The 24,022-nt window shown below is 71.6% G+C and carries 22 protein-coding genes; 11 read left to right on the forward strand and 11 right to left on the reverse strand.

Annotated features, from left to right (window positions below):
• The first annotated feature begins 28 nt into the window (after positions 1-28).
• The 3 genes from ACIBLA_RS01760 to hutH all read left to right on the forward strand — a co-directional run bounded on the left by ACIBLA_RS01760 (position 29) and on the right by hutH (position 4,276).
• Complete coding sequence (locus ACIBLA_RS01760; protein ID WP_399197509.1) at positions 29-829, forward strand: enoyl-CoA hydratase/isomerase family protein; 801 nt, start codon at positions 29-31, stop codon at positions 827-829.
• A gap of 91 nt (positions 830-920) precedes the next feature.
• A complete protein-coding gene (locus tag ACIBLA_RS01765; protein ID WP_363246302.1) occupies positions 921-2,084 on the forward strand; it encodes a sensor domain-containing diguanylate cyclase in 1,164 nt (387 codons plus the stop codon).
• 644 nt (positions 2,085-2,728) lie between these two features.
• The gene (gene hutH, locus ACIBLA_RS01770; protein WP_399197510.1) at positions 2,729-4,276 is read left to right on the forward strand and encodes a histidine ammonia-lyase; all 1,548 of its coding nucleotides are present in this window, start codon (positions 2,729-2,731) and stop codon (positions 4,274-4,276) included.
• 78 nt (positions 4,277-4,354) lie between these two features.
• Here the strand turns inward: hutH and ACIBLA_RS01775 are convergent, their stop codons facing one another.
• Entirely contained in the window at positions 4,355-4,516 is a 162-nt protein-coding gene (locus ACIBLA_RS01775) for a hypothetical protein (RefSeq protein WP_399197589.1), read from the reverse strand.
• A 323-nt stretch (positions 4,517-4,839) separates the two neighbouring features.
• Between ACIBLA_RS01775 and ACIBLA_RS01780 the strand changes: the two genes are divergently transcribed.
• On the forward strand, positions 4,840-6,108 hold the full coding sequence (locus ACIBLA_RS01780; RefSeq protein ID WP_363244533.1) for an Ig-like domain-containing protein: 1,269 nt from the start codon (positions 4,840-4,842) through the stop codon (positions 6,106-6,108).
• 212 nt (positions 6,109-6,320) lie between these two features.
• On the opposite strand, the gene abc-f is transcribed toward ACIBLA_RS01780, so the two are convergent.
• From abc-f to ACIBLA_RS01800, 4 genes are all read right to left on the reverse strand, one after another.
• A complete protein-coding gene (abc-f, locus tag ACIBLA_RS01785) occupies positions 6,321-7,964 on the reverse strand; it encodes a ribosomal protection-like ABC-F family protein (protein WP_363244534.1) in 1,644 nt (547 codons plus the stop codon).
• Between the two features lie 239 nt (positions 7,965-8,203).
• The gene (locus ACIBLA_RS01790) at positions 8,204-8,914 is read right to left on the reverse strand and encodes a phosphotransferase (protein ID WP_363244535.1); all 711 of its coding nucleotides are present in this window, start codon (positions 8,912-8,914) and stop codon (positions 8,204-8,206) included.
• Between the two features lie 49 nt (positions 8,915-8,963).
• Positions 8,964-10,052, reverse strand: a complete 1,089-nt coding sequence (locus ACIBLA_RS01795) for a hypothetical protein (RefSeq protein WP_399197511.1) — start codon at positions 10,050-10,052, stop codon at positions 8,964-8,966.
• A gap of 130 nt (positions 10,053-10,182) precedes the next feature.
• Complete coding sequence (locus ACIBLA_RS01800; RefSeq protein WP_363244538.1) at positions 10,183-11,286, reverse strand: hypothetical protein; 1,104 nt, start codon at positions 11,284-11,286, stop codon at positions 10,183-10,185.
• Positions 11,287-11,346: 60 nt separating this feature from the next.
• On the opposite strand from ACIBLA_RS01800, the gene ACIBLA_RS01805 reads away from it, so the two are divergent.
• Complete coding sequence (locus ACIBLA_RS01805; protein WP_363244539.1) at positions 11,347-12,492, forward strand: cystathionine gamma-synthase; 1,146 nt, start codon at positions 11,347-11,349, stop codon at positions 12,490-12,492.
• A 24-nt stretch (positions 12,493-12,516) separates the two neighbouring features.
• Here ACIBLA_RS01805 and ACIBLA_RS01810 read toward each other — a convergent pair whose 3' ends face one another.
• From ACIBLA_RS01810 to ACIBLA_RS01820, 3 genes are read right to left on the reverse strand one after another with little or no spacing between them, the layout of a single operon-like run.
• Positions 12,517-12,768: a hypothetical protein gene (locus tag ACIBLA_RS01810; protein WP_363244540.1), complete on the reverse strand. Its 252-nt coding sequence runs from the start codon at positions 12,766-12,768 to the stop codon at positions 12,517-12,519.
• Positions 12,765-13,244: a sigma factor-like helix-turn-helix DNA-binding protein gene (locus tag ACIBLA_RS01815; protein ID WP_399197512.1), complete on the reverse strand. Its 480-nt coding sequence runs from the start codon at positions 13,242-13,244 to the stop codon at positions 12,765-12,767. The genes ACIBLA_RS01810 and ACIBLA_RS01815 overlap by 4 nt, the downstream gene beginning before the upstream one ends.
• Before the next feature lie 51 nt (positions 13,245-13,295).
• Complete coding sequence (locus ACIBLA_RS01820) at positions 13,296-13,781, reverse strand: MarR family winged helix-turn-helix transcriptional regulator (RefSeq protein WP_399197583.1); 486 nt, start codon at positions 13,779-13,781, stop codon at positions 13,296-13,298.
• A gap of 449 nt (positions 13,782-14,230) precedes the next feature.
• Here ACIBLA_RS01820 and ilvA point away from each other — a divergent pair, with 449 nt between their 5' ends.
• The 3 genes from ilvA to ACIBLA_RS01835 all read left to right on the forward strand — a co-directional run bounded on the left by ilvA (position 14,231) and on the right by ACIBLA_RS01835 (position 17,513).
• The gene (gene ilvA / locus ACIBLA_RS01825) at positions 14,231-15,394 is read left to right on the forward strand and encodes a threonine ammonia-lyase (RefSeq protein ID WP_363244608.1); all 1,164 of its coding nucleotides are present in this window, start codon (positions 14,231-14,233) and stop codon (positions 15,392-15,394) included.
• Positions 15,395-15,600: 206 nt separating this feature from the next.
• Positions 15,601-16,644 (forward strand): ATP-binding cassette domain-containing protein, encoded by a 1,044-nt coding sequence (locus ACIBLA_RS01830; protein WP_363244543.1) that lies wholly within the window; start codon positions 15,601-15,603, stop codon positions 16,642-16,644.
• The gene (locus ACIBLA_RS01835) at positions 16,641-17,513 is read left to right on the forward strand and encodes an ABC transporter permease (RefSeq protein WP_363244544.1); all 873 of its coding nucleotides are present in this window, start codon (positions 16,641-16,643) and stop codon (positions 17,511-17,513) included. Before ACIBLA_RS01830 ends, ACIBLA_RS01835 begins: the two co-directional genes overlap by 4 nt.
• A gap of 76 nt (positions 17,514-17,589) precedes the next feature.
• Here ACIBLA_RS01835 and greA read toward each other — a convergent pair whose 3' ends face one another.
• Positions 17,590-18,087 (reverse strand): transcription elongation factor GreA, encoded by a 498-nt coding sequence (gene greA / locus ACIBLA_RS01840; RefSeq protein ID WP_363244545.1) that lies wholly within the window; start codon positions 18,085-18,087, stop codon positions 17,590-17,592.
• 229 nt (positions 18,088-18,316) lie between these two features.
• Positions 18,317-18,727, reverse strand: coding sequence for a DUF4307 domain-containing protein (locus ACIBLA_RS01845; RefSeq protein ID WP_363244546.1), 411 nt, complete (start codon positions 18,725-18,727; stop codon positions 18,317-18,319).
• A gap of 84 nt (positions 18,728-18,811) precedes the next feature.
• Between ACIBLA_RS01845 and mca the strand changes: the two genes are divergently transcribed.
• Positions 18,812-19,693, forward strand: a complete 882-nt coding sequence (gene mca, locus ACIBLA_RS01850; RefSeq protein WP_363244547.1) for a mycothiol conjugate amidase Mca — start codon at positions 18,812-18,814, stop codon at positions 19,691-19,693.
• Positions 19,686-19,931: a hypothetical protein gene (locus tag ACIBLA_RS01855; RefSeq protein WP_399197513.1), complete on the forward strand. Its 246-nt coding sequence runs from the start codon at positions 19,686-19,688 to the stop codon at positions 19,929-19,931. Before mca ends, ACIBLA_RS01855 begins: the two co-directional genes overlap by 8 nt.
• Positions 19,932-20,060: 129 nt before the next feature.
• Here the strand turns inward: ACIBLA_RS01855 and ACIBLA_RS01860 are convergent, their stop codons facing one another.
• Positions 20,061-23,282, reverse strand: coding sequence for a tetratricopeptide repeat protein (locus tag ACIBLA_RS01860; protein ID WP_363244549.1), 3,222 nt, complete (start codon positions 23,280-23,282; stop codon positions 20,061-20,063).
• Positions 23,283-23,587: 305 nt separating this feature from the next.
• Here ACIBLA_RS01860 and ACIBLA_RS01865 point away from each other — a divergent pair, with 305 nt between their 5' ends.
• Entirely contained in the window at positions 23,588-23,983 is a 396-nt protein-coding gene (locus ACIBLA_RS01865; RefSeq protein WP_399197514.1) for a helix-turn-helix domain-containing protein, read from the forward strand.
• Positions 23,984-24,022 lie beyond the last annotated feature (39 nt).

Genomic DNA, 24,022 nt, shown 5'->3' on the forward strand with positions numbered 1-24,022 from the left:
ATCGTTAACCGGGAAGCGGGTGGGTGCGGTGGGTACGGAGGACCGGCGGTTCGGGGAGTTCGTCGCGGTACGTCGGCACGGTCATGTCGCCGAGCTGGTGCTCGACCGGCCCAAGGCCATGAACGCGGTCTCGACGGAGATGGCACGCTCCATCGGCGCCGCCTGCGCGGCGCTCGGCGCGGACCGGGACGTACGCGTCACCGTCCTCACCTCGACCCACGCGCGCGCGTTCTGCGTCGGCGCGGACCTCAAGGAGCGGAACTCGCTGAGCGACGCCGAGCTGGTACGGCAGCGGCCGACCGCCCGCGCCGCGTACACCGGCGTCCTGGAACTCCCGATGCCCACCATCGCCGCCGTGCACGGCTTCGCCCTCGGCGGCGGGTTCGAGCTGGCGCTCTCCTGCGACCTGATCGTCGCCGACCCGACGGCGGTCGTCGGGCTGCCCGAGGTGTCGGTCGGCGTGATCCCCGGCGGCGGCGGTACGCAACTGCTGCCGCGCCGCGTCGGGGCCGCCCGCGCCGCCGAACTGATCTTCACCGCACGGCGGTTGGAGGCGTCCGAGGCGCGCGAGCTGGGCCTGGTCGACCAGCTGGTGGACGAGGCGGCCGACCGCACGGAGGCGCTGGCGCTGGCCTCCCGTATCGCTGCGAACTCGCCGGTCGGGCTCCGGGCGGCGAAGCGGGCCCTGCGGCTCGGGCACGGGCTCGATCTGCGGGCCGGTCTGGAGGTCGAGGACGCGGCATGGCGGTCGGTGGCCTTCTCCGGGGACCGTGCGGAGGGCGTCGCGGCGTTCAACGAGAAGCGGAAGCCGGAGTGGCCCGGCGAGTAGCGCGTGTGCCTTTTCATCAGGTTGCGGACGGAGAGTGACGACCCCTTGCCCTGAGTGATCAAATCATCCCAAAGCGCCCTAAGGTGGAGTGATGGGAGAGGACGTACGGCTACGGGCCGTCGTGGAGCTTGCCCAGGCCATGGCCTTGGCGCAGACCCCGCACGAGTCCTGGCGGGCCGCCGCGCTCGGCGCACGTGACGCGCTGGCCGGCAGCTTCGCCGCGCTGTCCGTGTGGGAGCGGGACCTCGGGCAGCTCAAGATCCTGGTGAACGCGGGGGAGCTGGCCGAGGGGGAGGAGGAGTTCCCCGAGGACGAGTCGTATCCCGTGCACCGGTTCCCCGAGATCGCGGAGTTCCTGCACGAGCGGTGGGCGGGCGGCGGCGAACCCAACGCATGGGTCGAGACGGTCGACGGCCCTGCCGCCACGGGCGGTGAGCCGGGCTACTGCCACCAGCGGGTCGCCGCGCTGCGCAGGCGCGGCCGGGGGAGCTGCGTCGTCGCGCCGATCGTGCTGCACGGGCGGGCGTGGGGGGAGCTGTATGTGGCGAGGCCGCTCGGGGAGCCGGTCTTCGGGCGCGCGGACGCGGACTTCGCGACCGTCATCGCGTCGGTCGTGGCGTCGGGGATCGCGCAGACGGAGCGGCTCGAAGAGGCCCGGCGGCTGGCCTTCACGGACCCGCTGACGGGGCTCGCGAACCGCCGCGCGGTCGACATGCGCCTCGACGAGGCGGTCGCGCTGCACCGTACGGACGGGACGGTCGTCAGCCTCGTGGTCTGCGACCTCAACGGCCTCAAGCGGGTCAACGACACGCTTGGGCATGCCGTCGGCGACCGACTGCTGGAACGATTCGGCTCGCTGCTCTCGGTGTGCGGAGCCCGGCTGCCGGGGGCGCTGGCCGCGCGGCTGGGCGGCGACGAGTTCTGTCTGCTGACGGTGGGTCCAGGCGCGGACGACGTGGTGGCGGTCGCCGATGAACTCTGCCGCCGGGCCGCGGAGTTGGAGCTGGGCGAGGGGGTGGCGTGCGGGGTCGCCTCGACGGGGGACGCGATCGGGCCGCTGAAGTCGGCGCGCCGGCTGTTCCGGCTGGCGGACGCGGCGCAGTACCGCGCGAAGGCGGCGCGGTCGGTGGGGCCGGTGGTGGCGGGGCGGGACGGGGACGTGCTGCGCCTGGCGGACGAGCCACCCCGGCCGCCGGTACCGGGGGAGCGGAGACGGTTCCGTGGGATGCGGGTTCCCCCCGGGGGTTCGGGGTGAGGGTGTTGCGGGTTCGTTGGCCGGGGCGGGGTGGCGGGTCCTCCGGGGTGCGGGTTCGTTGGCCCGGGGGCGGGGTTCGGGGTCTCCGGAGGGGTATGTCCGGACGGCGTGATTTACGGCGCGTGCAGGGTTCGTTGGATCCGCTGAGGCCTTCTTGGTCACGCGCCACAAATCAGCCTGAGTGTCCGAACACACCCCTCCTGCGACCCCGCCCCCCTCATGCCGCCACGTGACGCTGTTCAAGCCGCGTGGGCGGCCGGTCCGGTGGTGTACTGCCGTCGCCCCGCGCGGGGACCCGGCCGCGCGGGACCCTCACCAGCCGGGCAGTCTGGCGTTGTTTCCGTCCTGCGGGCTGAACGGGGACGCGCAGGGGTCGTGGTCGGACACTCAGGCTGATTTGTGGCGCGTGGGAATGCCGGTTCCCTCGGGGCCAACGAGCCGTGCACGCGCCGTAAATCATGCCGTCCGGGCATGACCCCGGAGCGGCACCCGGCCACCACCGCAACCCACCCAGCGCCGCAGGCGCACCCCGGCCCACCGGGCAGGCCCGGCAACCACCGCAACCCACCCAGCGCGCCGCAGGCGCACCCGCGGGCCCCGGCCGACTAGTGACACGTTGAGTTTCAATACGTACGCTCCTGAATATGGATATGCACACAGTCGTCGTGGGGACGTCCGGCACCACCGCCGAAGACGTCGTCGCCGTCGCCCGCGGCAACGCCCGTGTCGAGCTCTCCGCCGCCGCCCTCTCCGCGCTCGCCGCCGCCCGCGCGATCGTCGACGCGCTCGCCGCCAAGCCCGAGCCCGTGTACGGCGTCTCCACCGGCTTCGGGGCGCTCGCCAGCCGGCACATCGGCCCCGACCTGCGCGGGCGGCTCCAGCGGAACATCGTGCGGTCGCACGCCGCCGGCATGGGACCGCGGGTCGAGCGGGAGGTCGTGCGGGCGCTGATGTTCCTGCGGCTCAAGACCGTCGCCTCCGGGCGCACCGGCGTACGCCCCGAGGTCGCGCAGACCATGGCGGACGTGCTGAACGCGGGCATCACGCCCGTCGTCCACGAGTACGGTTCCCTCGGCTGCTCCGGCGACCTCGCGCCGCTCTCGCACTGCGCGCTGACGCTGATGGGCGAGGGCGACGCCGAGGGCCCGGACGGCACAACGGCGCCGGCGGGCGAACTGCTCGCCGCGCACGGCATCACGCCCGTCCAGCTGCGGGAGAAGGAAGGGCTCGCGCTCCTCAACGGCACCGACGGGATGCTCGGCATGCTCGTCATGGCGCTCGCCGACCTCCAGCGGCTCTACACCACCGCCGACATCACCGCCGCGCTCACCCTGGAGGCCCTGCTCGGTACGGACAAGGTCCTCACCCCCGAGCTGCACGCCATCCGCCCGCACCCCGGCCAGGGCGTCAGCGCCGACAACATGCTGCGGGTGCTCGCCGGGTCCGGGCTGACCGGGCACTTCCAGGAGGACGCGGCGCCCCGTGTGCAGGACGCGTACTCGGTGCGCTGCGCCCCGCAGGTCGCCGGCGCGGGCCGGGACACCCTGGCGTACGCCCGGATCGTGGCCGACCGCGAACTGGCGTCCGCCGTCGACAATCCGGTGGTGCTGCCGGACGGGCGCGTGGAGTCCAACGGCAACTTCCACGGTGCCCCCGTCGCGTACGTCCTGGACTTCCTCGCCATCGTCGCCGCCGACCTCGGCTCCATCGCCGAGCGCCGCACGGACCGGCTGCTCGACAAGAACCGCTCGCACGGCCTGCCCGCCTTCCTCGCGGACGACCCCGGCGTCGACTCGGGTCTGATGATCGCCCAGTACACGCAGGCCGCGCTGGTCAGCGAGATGAAGCGGCTGGCCGTTCCGGCGTCCGTCGACTCCATCCCGTCGTCGGCGATGCAGGAGGACCATGTGTCGATGGGCTGGTCGGCGGCGCGCAAGCTCCGTACGGCCGTCGGGCACCTGACGAGCGTCGTCGCCGTCGAGATGTACGCGGCGACCCGCGCGATCGAGCTGCGTACGGGCCTGGTGCCCGCGCCCGCATCGCGGGCCGCCATCGAGGCCGTGCGTGCGGCGGGGATCGAGGGGCCGGGTCCGGACCGGTTCCTGGCGCCGGATCTCGCGGCGGCCGACGATTTCGTACGTGCGGGGCGGCTGGTGGCCGCGGTGGAGCCGGTGACCGGTCCGCTGGCCTGAGGCTCAGGGCCGTGGATACGCGGAGGGGGCCGCCCGACTGCCGACTGCCGGGCGGCCCCCTCCGTACTGCTGCCGCCTTTACGGGGACCCGGCCGCGTCCTCGTCGGCGGATGCGGCTGGGTGCTGATGACCGGTGCTCTGCTCGTTCGTGGCGTTCGCCGAGGGGACGAACCACATGAGGCAGAGCAGTATTCCGGCGGCTGTCGCCGTCAGCAGCGGTCGGCGTACGGACACGTACACGTAATCGATCTCCCTTGGGAAAACGCCGAATTGGCTGGGTGCGCTGATGCTAGTGAAGGCAGCGGGTCGCGGGAAAGTCGCGCGGGTCAGGACCTGGTCGAGGAGGACGGTGCGGACGGCGATAATGAGGGCGGGGGCGTGGTTTTGCTCACAGGCGTGACACCCTTGTCTCCGGAACGTCCTCGAAGCGGACCGGGGCTTACAGACGAGCCGCAGATGTATATCCCGGTGCGCGAGTGGCGTTGCACACATCTTCGTCCGATGTGGAACCGGACGAACCGGTACGGGTGTTCTTAAAGGTCATAGGCAGGGAATCGGCGACGATGGAGAAGCGTGTGATGACGAACGGCAAGCGGCGCAAGGGCCTCGCGGCCGCGTCCGCACTGCTCGGCGGGGTGCTCGTGCTCTCGGCCTGCAGCGGTGGCGACGGTGACAACAAGCCCGGAGCCGAGCGTTCGAAGGATTCGCAGGCGCAGGTGGACGAGGCCGCGGCGAAGGACACCTCCGAGGCCCAGATAGCCATCTCGCCCAAGAACGGCTCCGACAACGCGGGCATCAACAGCGACGCGAAGGTCACCGTCACCAAGGGCACGCTCACGAAGGTCGAGATGGCCACCGCCGAGGGGGCCGCCGTCAATGGCACGCTGGCCGCCGACGGGAAGAGCTGGAAGCCGGACGGCCAGCTGGAGCGCTCGACGACTTACAAGATCACCGCCACGGCGAAGGACTCCAAGGACCGCGAGGCCCACGAGAACTCGTCCTTCACCACCGTCTCCCCCAACAACAGCTTCATCGGCAACTTCACGCCCGAGGACGGCTCGACCGTCGGCGTCGGCATGCCGGTCTCGCTCAACTTCGACAAGGGGATCACCAACAAGGCCGCCGTCCAGGGCGGGATCACCGTCACGTCGAGCAGCGGCCAGGAAGTCGTCGGCCACTGGTTCAACTCGCAGCGCCTGGACTTCCGCCCCGAGCAGTACTGGCAGGGCGGCTCCACCGTCACCCTGAAGCTGGCGCTCGACGGCGTCGAGGGCGCGAACGGGGTCTTCGGTGTCCAGCAGAAGACGGTCACCTTCAAGATCGGCCGCAACCAGGTCTCCACGGTCGACACCAAGGCCAAGACCATGACCATCCAGCAGGACGGCAAGACGATCAAGACGATCCCGATCTCCGCGGGATCGCCGGAGAACCCGACGTACAACGGTCAGATGGTGATCTCCGAGAAGTTCAAGGAGACCCGGATGAACGGTGCGACGGTCGGCTTCACGGACGACGACGGCAAGGGTGAGTACGACATCAAGGACGTGCCGCACGCCATGCGGCTGTCCACGTCGGGCACCTTCATCCACGGCAACTACTGGGGTGACGACTCGATCTTCGGCTCGTCCAACACCAGCCACGGCTGCGTCGGTCTGAACGACGTGAAGGGCGCGAACGACCCCAACCAGCCGGGCGCCTGGTTCTTCGACAACTCGATGGTCGGTGACGTCGTCATCGTCAAGAACTCCCCGGACAAGACGATCCAGCCGGACAACGGCCTCAACGGCTGGAACCTGAACTGGGCCGACTGGAAGGCCGGCTCCGCCGCCTGATCCGTTCCTCTCGTCATGTTCGTCATCGCGGCGGCACCCGGTCCGGGTGCCGCCGCGATGCGCGTACGGCGTCAGCCAGGGCCTGTCCGGCGGATCTTCGCGGGCCCAGGACGCCTGGCACGGCGCCTCGCCGCGTTGTCGGACTCGTTCAAGTACGTCCAGTACGAGCACGATCCTCCGCCTTGCGATGCACCGCACCAGACGCCCTGGGCTTATCCACGAAGATCCGCCGGACAGGCCCTGGCTGACATCACCCGGCCCGCCCGCAACTCCAGCCGCTCGCCCGCGAATTCGCTCCGGAAGCGGCGGTCGTGCGAGACCACGACCACGGCGCCCCCGTAGCCGACGAGCGCCCGCTCCAGCTCCTCCACCAGGCTCAGCGCCACATGGTTCGTCGGCTCGTCCAGGATCAGCAGATCGGCGGGCCGCGTCAGCAGCCGCGCCAGTTCGAGCCGGCGCCGCTGCCCCACCGAGAGCCCCGCCACCGGCACCGCCAGATCCTCCTCGCGAAAGAGCCCGAGAGCCAGCAGCTCCTCGGTGTGCTCCTCGGGCAGCCCCCGGCGGCCCGCCGCGAACGCCCCCAGCAACGAGAGCCGCGACGCGGTCGGTGCGGCGGCCAACTCCTGTGCCAGATAACCGACGTGAGCCGTACGGCGCGCGCTGCCCGCGTCCGGTGCGAGATCCCCGGCCAGTACGCGCAGCAGCGTGGTCTTGCCCGCGCCGTTGGGCCCGTCGACCAGCAGGCGGGTGCCCGCCTTCACCTGGAGCGAGTCCAGCCGCAGCCGGTCGCCGACCACGACGCCGGCCAGCTCGGCCGGCACACCACCGGCCCCGGTCGTGGCCGGGGCGCCGGCGAACCTCAGCGGCTGCGGCGGGGCGGGAACCGGCTCCCGCTCCAGCCGCTCCAGCCGTACCCGCGCCGCCCTGACCTGCCCGGACAGCTTCGCCTCGTGCGAGCGGCGGTGCTTGCCGAAGCCCTGCCGCGGGTCCTTCCCGGTCGCCGCGAGCCGCTGCCCCGCGGCGCCGACCAGCTCCTTCGTACGGGCGAGGTCGGCCAGCCACTCCTGGTGGTCCTGCTCCCAGCGGCGGCGGGCGGCGGCCTTGGCCGTGCGGTAGCCGCCCCAGCCGTCGCCGTACCGCGTCACCGCCCTGGTGTCCCGGTCCACCTCCAGGATCGTCGTCGCCACACGCTCCAGGAACGCGCGGTCGTGGGTGACGGCGACCACCGTGCCGCGGTGCGCGCGGAGTTGGTCCTCCAGGTAGGTGGTGGCCCGGAGATCGAGATGGTTGGTCGGCTCGTCGAGCAGCAGCAGTTCGGGCGCCGCCGCGAGGACGCAGGCCAGCGCCACGCGGGACTGCTCACCGCCGGAGAGCGAGCCGAGCGGCCGGTCCCGCCCGATGTGGGCGAGCCCGAGTCCGTGCAGGGCGGCGTCGACGCGGGCGTCCGCCTCGTAGCCGCCCCGGTCCTGATAGGCGGTCAACAGCTCCCCGTACGCCGCGAGTTCGGCGTCCGTCGCGTCGGCGAGCCCTGCTTCGGCGGCGCGGATACGGCGTTCCAGCTCCCGCAGGTCCGCGAGGGCGGCGTCGACGGCCGCCTGGACGGTCAGCCGGGGATCGAGTTCGAGGGTCTGGGTGAGATGCCCGACCCCGCCGGGGAAGCGGACGGTGACCTCGCCGCCGTCGGGCGCCTCGGCCCCGGCCAGCAGCCGGAGCAGGGTGGACTTCCCGGAGCCGTTCTCCCCGATGACACCGGCCTTCTCACCGGGCCGTACGGACAGTGACACCTGATCGAGGACGGTCCGGTCGCCGTACGACTTGGAGACGTCCTTCATCGACAATTGGGCGCGTTCGCGCATGAGTTCTTCCCTGAAAGTGACATGCCCGCGAAGGTGCGCGCGTCGGCGCACGGCGGAGCTGGGTGATGTCGAAGGGGCGGAGAGAGGGGACGTCGGCGGTCCTGAACAGGACCTGGGCCGGGGCGTCCGCGCCCGGAATCAGCGGAAGAAGTAGTACGAGTACACACCCATGCGGTCGAGTGTAAACGAGGGACGCCGGAGGGCGCCCGGCATTATTTCCGGCGCCGCGGGAACGCCCCCTACAGCTGCGCCGCCAGCTCGAAGGCATGGGCCGACACCCATGTGTACGCCGCCCGCACCTCGTCCACCACACCCCGCTCGCGCAGCGCCGTCATCGCCGGATCGCCGCGGTCGGCGGACTCGTCGATGCCGCGCCAGCAGCGGTCCTGCCACCAGAGGATCGTCCGGACGATGCCGTCCCGGTCGTCCAGGCCGTACGCGTCGCAGACCAGCGTGATGCGGCGGGCCGCGTCGGCCACGTCCGGTACGCGCGGGCCGAGGTCCAGGTACTGCCAGCACAGGTGCGCGACGTCATGGATGCGCTCGCCGGGAGCCGCCAGGTCCCAGTCGATCAGGGCCACGGGCACCCCGTCGGCGTAGACCGTGTTCCTCGGCGACAGGTCGTTGTGGCACACCACCTCGTGCGCGCCGGCGAGCGACGACCCGGCCGTCAGATCGTGGAACTCCCGCACCAGCTCCGCGACCCGCACCAGCCGCGCGTCCGACACCGGCAGGTCCACCTGCCCCTCGATGTGGTCCAGCACCTCACGCCCCTGCGCGTCCACGCCCCGGAACCGCGGCGCCCCGCCCCAGCCGCGCTCCTCGAACAGCGTCAGCAACTCGCCGACGTACGCCGCGCGTTGGTCCGACACCGTGCGTGAGCGCCGCACGGTGTCCTCGACACGTACGACCTGATTGATGAACCCGCCGGGCAGAGGAGTCTCGTCCATACCTCCCACGATGCCAGGGTCCGGCGGCACGGAGACGAGCAGCGCCGGTTCAGACGCCCTTGCGGATCCGCGCACGCGCCTCGGCGCCGCGTATCGCCGTCGTGCGCGTCGCCGTGAAGAACTCCACCGGGTCGCGTCGGGTGCGCCAGGGCAGGGCGTTCACATAGCCGTCGACCAGACGGAACTGCTCCAGCGCCTCCTCGTGGCGGCCCTGCCGCGTCAGGAAGTACGCCAGCAGGTGCCGCGCCTCCGGGAGGCGGGGGTGGTCCGGCGGCGCCGTCGTCGTGTCCGCCAGGGCCGCGTCGACCAGCGCCGTCAGCCGCGGCGTCGTGTAGTCGCGCGGAGCCGCCGAGGCGTCGTGGTGGTCGAACCAGGCGATCAGCGGGAACGCCGTCATCAGCGTGCCCAGCGGTGCGTCGGCGGTCGCCTGGGCGGCGAACTCCTCGGCCAGCTCCGCCGAGCCGTGCCACCGCGCGCTCCAGTACTGCATCGCGGCCTCGTGTGCCCCGTAGAGGGGCGCCGACGTGGGATGCGGGGTGCGGGCCGTGATCTCCGCCCACAGTTCACGCATCTGCTCCGGGCCGTGGCCGACGCCCAGCGCCGTACGGATCTCGACGATGTACGGCGACGGGTCCTCCGGGCCCAGCGCCGCCGCGCGGGCGGTGTCGGCACGGACCGCCGGCAGCAGCTCGTGGAAGCTGTCCGCCCGCTCGGGCGTGATGTGCCTGGCGTACGGCGAGCCCCGCAGCAGCCACGCGCGCGAGACCGTCGCCGACGCCTGGACCAGCTCCGCGTCCACGTCGGGGTCGGGGCAGGACGCGCGCCACGCCCGCAGCCAGGAGTCGTCCCGCGCCGCCGCCTCGCCCAGCACCCGCGCGTACAGCGCCCGCCGCTCCCAGTCCCGTTCCTTGCCCGTCCGCCCCAGCAGCTCCGCCGCCGACTCCCAGCGCCCCGCGCGCGCCTCGGTCAGGGCGTACTCCAGGGCGGCGTCCGGTCCTGCCAGCTCCCTGTTCTGCCGGTCCCTGGACAGCAGCCCCAGCTCCGCTTCCGTACCGACGAGTGACGACACGCTCCGGCGGGCCTTCAGCCAGAACCAGATACCGAACGCGAAGAGGACGAAGGGCAGAACGCGTGCCATCGGATGGCCCCCAGGGATACGGAGAACAGGTGAAGACATGGTGTGGGGGGATCTCCGGAGTATGCACCACCGCAGGTCAGCCGGGCAATGGTGCCTTCTCGGACACGGCACCGCGGGGACGGGCCGGTCGCTACCGCGGCAGCGTCGCCGGAGTCCCGCCGTTCGCCTCGTACCCCGCCACCGCCAGCGCCCGGTACACCGCGTACTCCGCCGCCGGGTCCTCGCTCACCGTCCACGGCAGCGCGCCGATGTAGCCGTCCACCCGTACGAACTCGTGCATCGCCTCCGACCAGCGCTCGCCCCGCACCAGGAAGAGGATCAGCAGATGCCGTACGTGCGCGAGCATCGGGTCGTCGGGGCGGGCCGCGTGCACCGCGAAGAGCGCCCCCTCCATCGCCTTCGACACCACCGCGCTGCCGTAGAAGTCCCGCACCAGCGCGACCTCCGGCAGATGCTCGTACACCGCGAACAGCGGCAGGGCGGCCAGCAGTGAGCCCTGCGGGGCCCGCGCCGCCGACGCCGTCGCGAACCGGTCCGCCTCCTGGCGCGAGCCGTGCCACTTCTCGCACCAGTAGTGCAGCGCCGCGAGATGCGCGCCCATGTGGTCCGGCGCGCGGTCGATGATCTTCGCCCACAGCTGGTCGAACCGCTCGTGCGGATAGCCGAGCCCACGGGCCACGGCCAGCTCGATGATGTACGGCACGGGGTCGCCGGGCGCCAGCAGAGCCGCGTCGCCGCAGACCGAGCGGGCCTCCTCCAGGATGATCCGGAACTCGTCCGTCCCCGCCGCCGACGAACGCCAGGCCTGCTGCACCAGGAATTCCGCGTGAACCTGCGCGCCGCCCGCGTCCTTCGGCGAGTCCGCGCGCCAGGCCCTCAGCCACGCGCCGCCGACCCCCGGCTTCCGCTGGAGCTCCAGCGACGCGGCACCCGCGAAGGCCTGCACGCGCTGCCAGCGCACCTCGCCCTCCTTGGCCGTCCCGGCGAGCAGCTGCGCCGCCGCCCGCCAGTCCTGGGTGCGCTGGACGACATCGAGTACGTCGAGAAGGTCCTGGTCGGGCCCCGGCAGCCGGAGGTCCAGGTCCTCCTGCCGCACGAACTCGTAGGTGTCCGGGTCGGCGGCGTCGGGCGAGCCGGGCGCGACCTGGCGGATGCCACCGCCGCGGCGCCGCACGACCGGGCCGACGACGGCCGCGACCAGACCCATCGCGATCAGGAACCAGAGAATCTCCATGCGCTCCATTGTCCCGGATGCGAGCAGCACCCCCGCCCCGGCCCGCTACCCTCGGGGCTCATGAGCGACGAGCACAGTTTCGAGACCATCGCCATCCACGCGGGGAACACACCTGATTCCCTCACCGGCGCGGTCGTGCCCCCTATCTATCAGGTGTCCACGTACAAGCAGGACGGTGTCGGCGGACTGCGCGGCGGCTACGAGTACAGCCGCAGCGCCAACCCCACGCGTTCCGCGCTGGAGGAGAATCTGGCGGCCCTGGAGGGCGGCCGGCGCGGGCTCGCCTTCGCGTCCGGCCTCGCCGCCGAGGACTGCCTGCTCCGTACGCTGCTGTCGCCGGGCGATCACGTCGTGATCCCCAACGACGCGTACGGCGGCACCTTCCGGCTCTTCGCGAAGGTCGTCTCGCGCTGGGGCGTCGAGTGGTCGGTGGCCGACACCTCGGATCCGGCGTCGGTACGGGCGGCTCTGCGCCCCCGTACGAAGGCGATCTGGGTCGAGACCCCGTCGAACCCCCTCCTCGGCATCAGCGACATCGTGGCGCTCGCCGAGGTCGCCCGGACCGCCGGCGCGAAGCTCGTCGTGGACAACACCTTCGCGAGCCCCTATCTCCAGCAGCCGCTCGCCCTGGGCGCCGATGTCGTCGTGCACTCGACGACCAAGTACATGGGCGGTCACTCGGACGTCGTCGGCGGTGCGCTGATCACCGCGGACGACACGCTCGGCGACGAACTCGCCTTCCACCAGAACGCGATGGGCGCGATCTCCGGTCCGTTCGACGCCTGGCTGGTGCTGCGCGGCGTGAAGACGCTCGCCGTCCGGATGGACCGGCACAGCGAGAACGCGACGCGCGTCGCGGAGATGCTGGCCCGGCACCCGAAGGTCGCCAAGGTCTACTATCCGGGCCTGCCCGACCACCCCGGCCACGAGATCGCGGCCAAGCAGATGAAGTCCTTCGGCGGCATGGTGTCCTTCCAGGTCGCCGGCGGTGAGCAGGCGGCGATCGAGGTCTGCGGCCGGGCGAAGGTCTTCACGCTCGGGGAGTCCCTCGGCGGTGTCGAGTCGCTGATCGAGCATCCGGGGCGGATGACGCACGCGTCGGCGGCGGGCTCCCCGCTGGAGGTGCCGGACGACCTGATCCGGCTGTCGGTCGGCATCGAGTCCGCCGACGATCTGCTGACGGACCTTCAGCAGGCGCTCGCCTGACGGAAGTTGGGGGGCCTCACGGCCTCACCAGCCCTCCAGCGGTGGGGTCTTCTCGGACGGCGGGACCAGCCACGGTTCGGCGACCGACGCCCACACCGCGAAGGCGGTCACGGCCACCGCGGCGAGCAGCCACAGCAGCAGCCGCCCGGTGCGCCTGCGGTTCAGGACGCGGGTGCCACGGGCGGTCGCGCGGGCCGTGAGATCGACGGGGACCGGCGGATGCGGCAGATCGAGCATCCGGCGGACCTCGTCCTCCTTACGGCTGTGGCCGCTCATCGCGCCGCCAGCCGGGAGAGCAGCGACAGCGGCCAGTGCGGTGCCGGGCGGCGGACCGGCGCGGGCTGCCGCATCGCGACGACCGCCCGCGCGCAGATCGCGCGGACCCGCTCGGCCGGCAGCCCCAGCAGCGCCGCCGTCTGCTCCTCGGCGACGCCCTCGTACAGCCGCAGCACCAGGACGATCCGCTCCTGCGGGCTGAGCCGGCCGAGCACGCCCTCACCCGTTCGGGGGTGCCGCCAGGCGCCGCGCGCGTAGCGGGTGGCGATCTCCTGGCGCGCGCGGTCGTACGGGTCCTCGTCGCGCAGCCGGTCCCAGTCCGCGTACGTGCGGGCCAGGGCGTCCGTGAGCAGTCGCTCCGCGTGCGGTTGGGCATCGGCGGGCTCACCCGTCAGCAGGGTGGCGGCATGCAGCAGTCGGCCTGCCGCGCCCGCGACGAATGCCTCGAACTCACGGGCACGACGGCGATCCGTCATCGCTTGCCGTCGCTCTCGCACACCTCATCTGAGGACAGAGCGGGGCCCAGGTCAAGAGGCCGACGGTGGCCCCGTGCCGGAGGGCTCGTCCACCGGGGCCCGGTGCGCGGGCGGTTCGGCGGACGCGGGGCCCGACTGCCGTGCGGACAGGGCGGAGTTGAACCGGGTGAGGAGGGTGCAGAACGATTCCCGTTCCTCCTCCGTCCAGCCGTCCGTGACCTGCGACATCAGCTCGCGTCGGGAGGAGCGGACCTCTTCGAGGCGGCTCAGCCCGCGCACCGAGAGTTCCAGGACGACGGCGCGGCCGTCCTCCGGGTGCGAGGTGCGCTTGACCAGGCCGGTGTCGACCAGCGGCGCGACCTGGCGGGTGACGGTGGAGGAGTCGATCCCCATCCCCGCGGCCAGCGCCTTGACGCCCATCGGGCCTTCCAGATCAAGGCGGTTGAGCAGCAGATAAGCGGCGCGGTCCATGGAGTTGCGCACCTGGCCGACGCCGCCGAGGCGGGTCTGTTCGGCCCGGCGGGCGAAGACGGCCACCTGGTGCTGGAGTGCGTCGAGAAGCGCGGCGTCTTCGTGCGTGGCGTCGGCCGTTGCGTCAGCCGTGGCGACGGATTCGGTTCCGGCGGAAGACGCCGGTGCGGACTGTAAAGGTGCGGAGCCGGAGGGGTCGGAACCCGCGGGTTCGGAGCCGGAGCCCGGGGAGGCCGACACAGCGGAAGTCATGTCCTGAGTGGGGGGCATGGCTGGGGCTCTCTCGTGCGGTGGTCGGTTGGTGGGGGACACAGTACGCGGCCCCGACCCTGCCCGTACCTGCCCCGCGTAAACCGGTGGACTGCCCTTTCCTCGGGCGGCCGACCCGCCGGTGAGCTGCGAGACTGGCGGTCATGACCTTCGGTACGTCTCGGCCTTCCGGATCATTCTCTTCCACTTCCCCGCGCGGCTCCGCGCCCGCGCTGATCCTCGACGACATCCGCGGGGCGCAGAAGATGCTCAACGGGGTGGCCCGGATGACCGCGATGGAGGGCAGCAGGCATCTGACGCACCTGGTCGGCGCCCCGGTGCACCTCAAGTGCGAGAACCTTCAGCGGACGGGCTCGTTCAAACTGCGCGGCGCGTACGTGCGGATCGCCGGGCTCTCCCCGGAGGAGCGCGCGGCCGGGGTCGTCGCCGCCAGCGCGGGCAACCACGCGCAGGGCGTCGCGCTCGCCTCGACCCTGCTCGGGGTGCGCTGCACCGTGTTCATGCCGGTCGCGGCGCCGCTGCCCAAGGTCGCCGCGACCCGCGAGTACGGCGCCGAGGTGCGGCTGCACGGCCAGGTCGTCGACGAGACCCTGGCCGCCGCGCAGGAGTACGCGCGGGAGACCGGCGCGGTCTTCATCCACCCCTTCGACCATCCGGACATCATCGCCGGACAGGGCACGGTCGGCCTGGAGATCGTGGAGCAGTGCCCCGAGGTACGGACGATCCTCGTCGGCGTCGGCGGCGGCGGCCTCGCCGCGGGCATCGCCCTCGCGGTGAAGGCGGTGCGCCAGGACATCCAGGTGATCGGCGTACAGGCGGAGGGCGCCGCCGCGTATCCGCCCTCGCTGCGCGCCGGGCGGCCGATGTCGATCGCCGAGCAGCAGACCATGGCGGACGGCATCAAGGTGGGCCGGCCGGGCGATATCACGTTCCCGATGGTCAGGGACCTGGTCGACGAGGTGCGTACGGTCTCCGAGGACGAGCTGTCCAGCGCGCTGCTGCTCTGTCTGGAGCGGGCGAAGCTGGTCGTGGAGCCGGCCGGGGCGAGCCCGGTCGCCGCGCTGCTGAGCCGCCCCAGGGAGTTCCGCGGGCCGGTGGTCGCCGTGCTGTCGGGCGGTAACGTGGATCCCCTGCTGATGCAGCGGATTCTGCGCCACGGGATGGCGGCGGCCGGGCGCTATCTGGGGCTGCGGCTGCGGATCACCGACCGGCCGGGGGCGCTCGCGACGCTGCTCGGGGTGCTGTCGGTGGCCGACGCGAACGTGCTGGACGTCAGTCATGTACGGACCGATCCGCGGCTCGGGCTGACCGAGGCGGACGTGGAGCTGCATCTGGAGACCAAGGGGCCGGAGCACTGCGTGGACGTGGCGACGGCGCTGCGCGAGGCGGGCTACACGATTCTCGGCTGAGTTCGATGGTGCCGCGATCCTGCTGGTCATCTGCCGGTCACCTGCCCGATCAGCAGCTCAGGCACCTTTACGTAGAGCTTACTTAAATCCCTTGCCTGTCGCGATGTATCGCGTTAGCGTCAGGTCCTGCTTCCGTCGGCTTAGGCTTTCCAGCAGCGCGGATCGCACCATTTGATCGCATCTGACACACAACCGGGAGTACCCCTATGCCAGGCGCCATTTACGCCGAAGGCCTGGTCAAGACGTTCGGCGACGTACGAGCACTGGACGGCGTCGATCTCGATGTCCCCGAGGGAACGGTCCTGGGGCTGCTCGGCCCCAACGGCGCGGGCAAGACCACCGCGGTCCGTGTGCTGACCACCCTGCTCCAGCCCGACAGCGGCAAGGCCGTCGTCGCGGGCATCGACGTGCTCAAGCACCCCAACGAGGTCCGCAGGAACATCGGCCTCTCCGGCCAGTTCGCCGCGGTCGACGAGTATCTGACCGGCCGCGAGAACCTTCAGATGGTCGGCCAGCTCTACCAGCAGAGCGCCCGCGCCGCGAAGGCCAGGGCCACCGAACTGCTGGAGCGCTTCAACCTCACCGAGGCCGCCGACCGCACCGCCAAGACGTACTCCGGCGGCATGCGCAGGCGTCTGGACCTCGCGGCGGCCCTCGTCGTCTCCCCGCCGGTGATGTTCATGGACGAGCCGACGACCGGCCTCGACCCGCGCAACCGCCAGCAGTTGTGGGGAATCATCGAGGAACTGGTCGCGGGCGGTACGACGTTGCTGCTCACCACCCAGTATCTGGAAGAGGCCGACCACCTCGCCCACGACATCTGCGTCATCGACCACGGCCAGGTCATCGCGCGCGGCACCGCCGACGAGCTGAAGGCCCGCACCGGCGGCGAGCGCGTCGAGGTCGTCGTCCACGAGCGCGAGCAGATCGCCCCGACCCACGACGTCCTGGCCGGCTTCGGCAAGGGCGACGTGATGGTCGCCGACCACACCCGCAAGCTCACCGTCCCGGTCACCGGCGGAGCGAAACTGCTCGCCGAGATCATCAGGGAACTCGACGCGCGCGGCGTCGAGATCGACGACATCGGCCTGCGCCGACCGACCCTCGACGACGTGTTCATCTCGCTCACCGGCCACGCGGCCGAGGAGGGCCAGGAGAACGGCGCCCGTCCGGCCGCCGGCGCACCGGCGGTCACGACCGCGGACCCAGCCACGACCACAGACCGGAACCAGAAGGAGAGCGCCAAGTGAGCGCCGTAACCGAGGCCTCGCCGAAGGCCCTCGCCCCGAGCCCGCGCGGCGGCATCGTCCAGTCCGTCCGCGACTCGCTCGTCGTGGCCAAGCGCAATCTGATCCGGATGCTGCGCATCCCGGAGATGATCATCTTCGGGCTGATCCAGCCCATCATGTTCGTGGTGCTGTTCACCTACGTCTTCGGCGGCTCCATCAACATCCCCGGAGCCCCCTCCGGCAGCGCCCAGGCCTACCGCGAGTTCCTGATGGCGGGCATCTTCGCGCAGACCGTCACCTTCGCCACGGCGGGCGCGGGCGCCGGCATCGCCGACGATATGCACAAGGGGCTCATCGACCGGTTCCGCTCACTGCCCATGGCACGCGGCGCGGTCCTCACCGGACGTACCCTCGCCGACCTCGTACAGACCGCGCTGACACTCGTCGTACTCGCGGCCGTCGCCCTGCTCATCGGCTGGCGCACGCACGAGAACATCGGCAGCGTCCTCGCCGGCTTCGCGCTGCTGCTCTTCCTCGGGTACGCGTTCTCCTGGATCGGCGCGCTGATCGGGCTCGTCGTCCGTACGCCGGAGGCCGCCACGTCCGGCGGGCTGATCTGGCTGTTCCCGCTGACCTTCATCTCCAACGCCTTCGTGCCGGTCAACGGCATGCCCACGTTCCTCCAGCACGTCGCGGAGTGGAATCCGTTCAGCGCGACCGTGCAGGCGGCCCGTGAGCTGTTCGGCAACACGATTCCGGGCCGGGAGGCCTCGGTGACGGGGGCGTGGCCGATGGAGCACCCCGTCTGGGCCTCGCTGATCTGGTCCGTCCTGATCATCGTGGTCTTCCGCACACTGGCGGTCCGGCGCTACCGCTCGGCCACCGCCTAGTACGTCCGGCAGTGCTTCTGAGGCTGATCCACCGACCCACGGGGGGTCGGTGGATCAGCTTTCGTACGGAACAGGCTCAGTCCTGGTAGGGCTTCGCGGCCAGGATCTTGACCGAGGCCTTCTTGCCGTTCGGCAGTTCGTACTCCGCGTCGTCGCCGACCTTCTTGCCGTTCACACCCGTGCCGAGCGGCGACTGCGGTGAGTACGTCTCGATGTCGGTGCTCGCGTATTCACGCGAGGCCATGAGGAACGTCAGGGTGTCGTCCTCGTCGCCGTCGAACGCGATGGTCACGACCATGCCCGGCTCGACGATCCCGTTGTCGGCCGGAGCCTCGCCCACCTTGGCGTTCTGCAGGAGCTGGGTCAGCTGGCGCACCCGCAGCTCCTGCTTGCCCTGCTCCTCCTTGGCCGCGTGGTACCCGCCGTTCTCCTTCAGGTCCCCCTCCTCGCGGGCAGCCTCGATCTTCTGGGCGATCTCGACGCGCGCGGGACCAGACAGGTGATCCAGCTCGGCCCTGAGCTGGTTGTACGCCGCCTGGGTGAGCCAGGTGACGTTCTCGCTGGTCTGGGTCACAGGTGCTCCTCGTAGGTGCTGGGAATACAAAGCAACGCCCTACCCAGAAGGATGTGCCTTCTCGGGTGGGCGAAACCACGAGCCTAACAATTCCCATGGCTTCAGGGCAGGACGAAAGGCATCAGAATTACATCGTCGCAGATCAGCGACGTGAACCGGGACGGCGGCCGGGGAGGGTCAGCCCCGGATCGGGCGTGGACCGGACCTGGATCGTGCCTGCCGGCTGTCGTCAGCTGCCGTCGGCCGTACAGCCGACCAGCTCCGCGCTCGTCGCGCTCGCGGTCGTACGGACGGTGACGACCCGGTCGATCCGTGTCTCGGGACCCTCGACGCGGACGTCCTTGCGGCCCACCTCGGCGCCGTCCTCGGCGCGGGAACGAAGAGTGCATGTGCCGGCCGCACCCTCGTCCTTGCGGACCTCAAGATGCACCTCGACCGCCGAGGCCGATACCCGCTTGAATTTGATGAGCTCGGCCGAGACACTCTGGCCTGCCACGTAGTCGTAACCGAACCAGCCGATGAGCGCGAGCAGGCCGACGCCGAGCACCGAGCCGACGATCTTGAGCTTGCGGTCCGCACGCTCGTCCGACGGGCGGCCGTAGCGGCCCTCGGGAAGAACCGGTGGACGTACCGCCGTCATGATCTTTCCCCTCCGGAATTATCCGACCCTCGATTCCGTCACTATAGAAGCCGCCCGATGCGACATATCACTGAGGACCGAGTCTTGACTGACCAGCTGCGATTGATGGCCGTGCACGCCCACCCCGACGACGAGTCGAGCAAGGGCGCCGCCACCATGGCGAAGTACGTATCCGAGGGGGTGGACGTGCTGGTCGTGACCTGCACAGGAGGCGAGCGCGGCTCCATCCTCAACCCCAAGCTCCAGGGGGACACCTATATCGAGGAGCACATCCACGAGGTACGCAAGAAGGAGATGGACGAGGCTCGGGAGATCCTCGGCATCCGACAGGCCTGGCTGGGTTACGTGGACTCGGGCCTGCCCGAGGGCGACCCGCTGCCGCCGCTCCCCGAGGGCTGCTTCGCCCTGGAGGACGTCGACGAGGCGGCCGGCCGGCTGGTGCGGATGATCCGCGAGCAGCGACCGCAGGTCATCACGACGTACGACGAGAACGGCGGCTACCCGCACCCCGACCACATCATGACCCACAAGATCTCGATGGTGGCCTTCGATGCGGCGGCCGACGCCGAGAAGTACCCCGAGGCCGAGTTCGGTCCGGTGTGGCAGCCGCAGAAGCTCTACTTCAATCAGGGCTTCAACCGCCCCCGCACGGTCGCGCTGCACGAGGCCCTGCTGGCGCGCGGACTTGAGTCCCCGTACGGGGAGTGGCTGGAGCGCTGGGCCGAGTTCGGCCGCGACGAGCGGACGCTGACCACACATGTGCCGTGCGACGACTTCTACGAGATCCGCGACAAGGCGCTCATCGCGCACGCGACCCAGATCGACCCCGACGGCGGCTGGTTCCGCGTCCCGATGGACATCCAGCGGGAGGTCTGGCCGACGGAGGAGTACGAACTGGTGAAGTCGCTCGTCGATACGTCCCTCCCCGAGAGCGACCTCTTCGCGGGCATCCGCGACAATGCCTGATATGTATGCGACCCAGGCAGTGACGCAGCTCGTCCCGCTCGCGAAGGAACTGGACGAGAACAAGGTGACGCCCGGCGTCCTCGGCTTCATCGTCTTCGCGGTGATGGCGTGCGCCGTGTGGCTCCTGATGAAGTCGATGAACCGCCACATGGGCAAGGTCGACTTCCCGGAGAATCCGGCGGGGGAGACGGAGACGAAGCCGACGGCGTCGTCGGTGGGCGAGCGGCAGGCGACGTAAGGCGTTTGCCGACCCTCGGGCGCACCGCCGGCGGGAGGCTCGGGCCTCGCCGATGACGTAAGGCCCTGCCCGCCCTCGCGGGCACGGGCCCTCGTGCGGCGCCCGTGCCCGTTTCCGTCAGTTGGGGGCTCAGGCTCCCACCGGCTTTACCGGGACCCCCATCACCTCGCGTGCCTGGCGGCTCGGGACCATGCCGAGGCGCCAGGCCTGCCAGCCGTCCTCCAGGGTGACGCCGCGCTCCAGCATCACCGCGAACGTCTCCGCGCACTCCTCCAGCTTGCCGTCGCGCGACGGGTGCCGTGACGCCACCAGTTCGGTGAGTTCCTGCTCAGCCACCACGGACCCGACCTCGACGCCGCCCGCCGAGCCGTACGGCAGCAGCGTGCAGCGCAGGAAGCGGGCCCAGTCGGCGCCGCGGTGGTCGGCGTACGAGGTGAACAGTGCCGTCGCCTCGTCGCACAGCGCCAGCGCCTGCGCCGCCTTGCTGTTGCCCGCGTCGATGATCGCCAGCTCCAGACAGGTCCACGCCTCGCCGTGCGCGACGCCGATCCGGCGGAAGTCCGCGCGCGCGTCGACCAGCAGCTGCCGGGCGAAGCCGGAGTTGCGGAGATTGCCGGTCTGGGCGGCCCGCTGGTCGCGGGTGACCCGGCCCGAGTGGTGCCGGGCGCAGGCCAGCCCGTACACGTCGCGCATCCGGGAGAACATCGAGCGGGAGCGCTCCAGTTCGCGTACGGCCTGCGCGGCGTTGCCGCACTCCTCCAGCGCCTGGCCCAGGTAGTACAGCGTCCACGCCTCGCCGCGCGCGTCCTCGTTGTCCCGGTGCCGGGCCAGGGCCTGGCGGAACTGGTCGGCCGCCGCCTCCGCCTCACCGTCCACCAGCCGGGCGCGGGCCAGCTGCGTCAGCGCCCAGGCCTCGCCGCGGCCGTCGCGGGTGCGGCCGTACAGGTCCAGCGCCTGGCTCAACTCCCCTTCCGCGCGCGGCACATCACCCATCCGCAGACAGACCTGCCCGAGCTGGAAGTGCGTCCACGCCTCGCCGTGCAGCGACTCGCCCTCGCGGTGCAGGACGAGCGCCGTCGACAGCAGCGCGATCGCCTCGGTGAGATTCGCGCGGTCCCGCTCGACGGCCGCCAGCGCGTGCAGCGTCCAGGCGCGGTCGGCGGCGAGCTGGGCCGGCGCCTGGAGGTCCAGCGCCTCGCGCAGCTTCGCCGACGCCTCGGTGAGATTGCCCTGGTGGTGCAGCGTGATGCCCAGCGAGCAGAGCGCGCGGGCGACGCCCGCGTCGTGGTGCGCCTCGCGGTAGAGGTCGACCACCGACGTCAATGTCGTCTTGGCCTTGTCCAGCTCGCCGAGCTGCCGGGCCGCGATACCCGTACGCCACTGCACGGAACGGGCCAGCAGCCCCTGGTCGACGGCCTGCGTCAACTCGCTGATCTCACCGAGCCGGTAGAGGTCCCCGCGCAGCAGGCAGTAGTCGCAGAGCGCGCCCAGCAGCGCCAGTACGGCCGCCTGGTCGACACCCTCCGCGTGCCGCAGCGCGGCCGTGATGAAGCTCGACTCGTCGTCCAGCCAGCGCAGCGCGGCGTCGAGCGAGGAGAAGCCGTGGCCCCCGAACTGGTCCGCGCGCGTGGACGTCTTGCCGTCGACCAGGCGGATCACGGAGTCGGCCAGCTCCGAGTAGTTCTGGATCAGCCGTTCCTGCGCGGCCGTACGGTCGGCGGCCTCCTCCTCGTCCAGCAGCCGGGCGAGCGCGAAGTTCCGTACGACGTCGTGGAGCCGGTAGCGGCTGGCCCGTACGTGGTCGATCAGGCCCGCGCGGGCCAGCACCGTCAGCAGCCGCTCGGCCTCCTGTTCGTCGGTGGCCAGCAGCGCGGCGGCGGCAGCGGCCCCGAGCGAGGCCCGCCCGGCCAGCGCCAGTCGCCGCAGCAGTCTGCGTGCCTGGTCGCTCTGGTCGGTGTAGCGCAGCCACATGGCGCGCTCGGCGGGGTCCACCGGGCCGTACGCCTCAAGATCCGTGGCCAGTTGGTGCGACGTCCGCGAACCGAGCGACGAGCCGGCGATACGCAGCGCCAGCGGCAGTCCGCCGCACAACTCGCCGATCCTGTCGATGGCCTGGGCGTCGTACGGGCCGCCCACCGGTTCCTCGCCGACGGCCCGCAGCAGTTCCTCGCAGCCCGCGCCGTCCAGCGCCTCCACCGGCAGCTGGTGCACCCACGCCGGGGTGTCCGGCGCCAGCTCGACGGGCTGACGGGACGTCACCAGCACCAGGCTGTCGGAGCGTTCGGGGACCAGGGTGCGGATCTGCTCCGCGTCGGAGGCGTCGTCCAGCACGATCGTCACCGGCAGCCCGGTCAGATGCTGGTGGTACAGCTCGCTCAGCCGCCGTACCTGCTGTTCGGCCGACGACCGCTCACGGAACAGCAGTTGCTCGCGGGGCGCGCCGAGCCGGTTCAGCAGATGCAGCAGCGCGTCCCTCGTCGACAGCGGCGCCTCCCCCGCGCCACCGCCCCGCAGGTCCACCACGCACGCACCCCGGAACTGGTCCCTGAGCTGGTGCGCCGCCCGCACGGCGAGCGTGGTCCGGCCGGATCCCGGCGCGCCGTACAGCACGACGACCGTCGGTCTGGTCTCCGTCGACGCGCGGGCCGCGTGCACCCAGCGCGCGATCTGCCCGATCTCCTCGCGCCGGCCGGCGAACGGGCCGTCGGACTGCGGGAGATGACCGAACGACTGCTCAAGCACGCTGCGCCTGCGCGCGGCGGCACTGCGGTCGGATCCGCGCAACCGCGGTACGACGGAGGTCTTCTTGGTCGTACGCCGGGTCGCCTGCGTCAGGACGCGCTGCTGGTCCAGATAGGGGCGGATGCCCCGTACCTCCAGCGCGGTGAGCCACTGAAGCCTCAACTGCTCGACGTCGCCCGCCCGTCCGGCGGCCCCCGCACGGCCGGCCCGGCCCGCCGGACGGCCGGCGGACGCCACCTTGGCGACGCCCGTCGCCGTACCGACGACCGCCACGATCACCCCTGTGCCGACGGCCGTACCGGCACCGGTGCCGAGCCCGACATCGGCGGCGACGGCGGAGGCGGCGGCAACGCCCGCCACCAGCAAGGGCGTTCGCAGTGCGCCCCCGCCCAGCCGGTCGCCCAGCGTCTGCCGTTCGGCATCGGCCTGGTCCTGCGCCGCCTCGTACAGCGCGTACTCGTCCGCGGCGGACTCCGCGATGGACTCCAACGCGCCCCGCACACGCGCCAGAAGCACATTGCCGTCGATCCGCCCGCCGGAGCGCCGTACCTCTTCCTCGACGGCGCGAACCAACAGCCTCTCGGCCTCGCCCCGATGGCTGTCCCGCATATGCATCCCCCTCCGAGAGCATCCGGTCCTTCGGCGTGCCCTGCGCCAGTCTCCTGCGTGCGGCACGCGAGCGCGAGGCGGCCTGCCGGGCCCGCGGCGGCCGATGTCGCCGCTCCGCGCCGGGTGCCTACGCGCGTAACTGCTGCGTACTGTGTTCGTACGTCTTGCCCGTACGTCTTGCCCGCGCGGCGGCGGTGTTACGCCCGCGGCGGAAAGCAGCAGGTCGGCGGGCCGGTGCATGGCACGGGGGAGGGGCCCCGGCTTACGCTCGGGGCGGTGCCGGTCCACTGCTGACGGAGGAAACGATGAGTGAAGGCGTCCTGCGTGCCGTTCCCGGTCCGGGCCGGGACACGTCCGGGAACACGGCCGACGAACCGCTGCTGCGGGACCTCGTGGGGGCCGCGCTGCGCCGGGCCCGGCTGCGGCAGGGGCGGACGCTGCGGGACGTCGCCGACCAGGCGCAGGTCTCGCTGCCGTATCTCTCCGAGATCGAGCGCGGGCGCAAGGAGCCGTCGTCCGAGGTGCTGGCGGCCGTCTGCCGCGCGCTCGGCGTGCGCCTCGTGGACCTGGTGGGCGCCCTGCACACCGACCTCACGTCGGCGACGACGGTGACGGTCTCCGTCACCACGCGGTGGGGCCGCCCGCGCTCGGGTACGTCCCGCCGGGACGGACAGGCCATGGTCGCGCTGCTCGCGGCCTGAACGGTGCGGGCCCGGCCCCCCGTGCCGGGCCCACACACG

It is taken from the genome of Streptomyces sp. NPDC050433 (assembly GCF_044458565.1).
Taxonomy (GTDB): domain Bacteria; phylum Actinomycetota; class Actinomycetes; order Streptomycetales; family Streptomycetaceae; genus Streptomyces.

Excerpts from the sequence above, each read along its gene's own strand:
- abc-f (WP_363244534.1), bottom strand. The coding sequence starts at position 7,964 with ATGCGCGAACGCGCCCAATTGTCGATGAAGGACGTCTCCAAGTCGTAC.
- ACIBLA_RS01780 (WP_363244533.1), top strand. The coding sequence starts at position 4,840 with ATGGAGAAGCGTGTGATGACGAACGGCAAGCGGCGCAAGGGCCTCGCG.
- ACIBLA_RS01855 (WP_399197513.1), top strand. The coding sequence starts at position 19,686 with ATGCCTGATATGTATGCGACCCAGGCAGTGACGCAGCTCGTCCCGCTC.
- ACIBLA_RS01795 (WP_399197511.1), bottom strand. The coding sequence starts at position 10,052 with ATGGCACGCGTTCTGCCCTTCGTCCTCTTCGCGTTCGGTATCTGGTTC.
- ACIBLA_RS01805 (WP_363244539.1), top strand. The coding sequence starts at position 11,347 with ATGAGCGACGAGCACAGTTTCGAGACCATCGCCATCCACGCGGGGAAC.
- ACIBLA_RS01865 (WP_399197514.1), top strand. The coding sequence starts at position 23,588 with ATGAGTGAAGGCGTCCTGCGTGCCGTTCCCGGTCCGGGCCGGGACACG.
- ACIBLA_RS01845 (WP_363244546.1), bottom strand. The coding sequence starts at position 18,727 with ATGACGGCGGTACGTCCACCGGTTCTTCCCGAGGGCCGCTACGGCCGC.
- ACIBLA_RS01765 (WP_363246302.1), top strand. The coding sequence starts at position 921 with ATGGGAGAGGACGTACGGCTACGGGCCGTCGTGGAGCTTGCCCAGGCC.
- ilvA (WP_363244608.1), top strand. The coding sequence starts at position 14,231 with ATGCTCAACGGGGTGGCCCGGATGACCGCGATGGAGGGCAGCAGGCAT.
- ACIBLA_RS01830 (WP_363244543.1), top strand. The coding sequence starts at position 15,601 with ATGCCAGGCGCCATTTACGCCGAAGGCCTGGTCAAGACGTTCGGCGAC.
- ACIBLA_RS01790 (WP_363244535.1), bottom strand. The coding sequence starts at position 8,914 with ATGGACGAGACTCCTCTGCCCGGCGGGTTCATCAATCAGGTCGTACGT.
- ACIBLA_RS01860 (WP_363244549.1), bottom strand. The coding sequence starts at position 23,282 with ATGCGGGACAGCCATCGGGGCGAGGCCGAGAGGCTGTTGGTTCGCGCC.
- ACIBLA_RS01800 (WP_363244538.1), bottom strand. The coding sequence starts at position 11,286 with ATGGAGATTCTCTGGTTCCTGATCGCGATGGGTCTGGTCGCGGCCGTC.
- ACIBLA_RS01810 (WP_363244540.1), bottom strand. The coding sequence starts at position 12,768 with ATGAGCGGCCACAGCCGTAAGGAGGACGAGGTCCGCCGGATGCTCGAT.
- hutH (WP_399197510.1), top strand. The coding sequence starts at position 2,729 with ATGGATATGCACACAGTCGTCGTGGGGACGTCCGGCACCACCGCCGAA.
- ACIBLA_RS01815 (WP_399197512.1), bottom strand. The coding sequence starts at position 13,244 with ATGACGGATCGCCGTCGTGCCCGTGAGTTCGAGGCATTCGTCGCGGGC.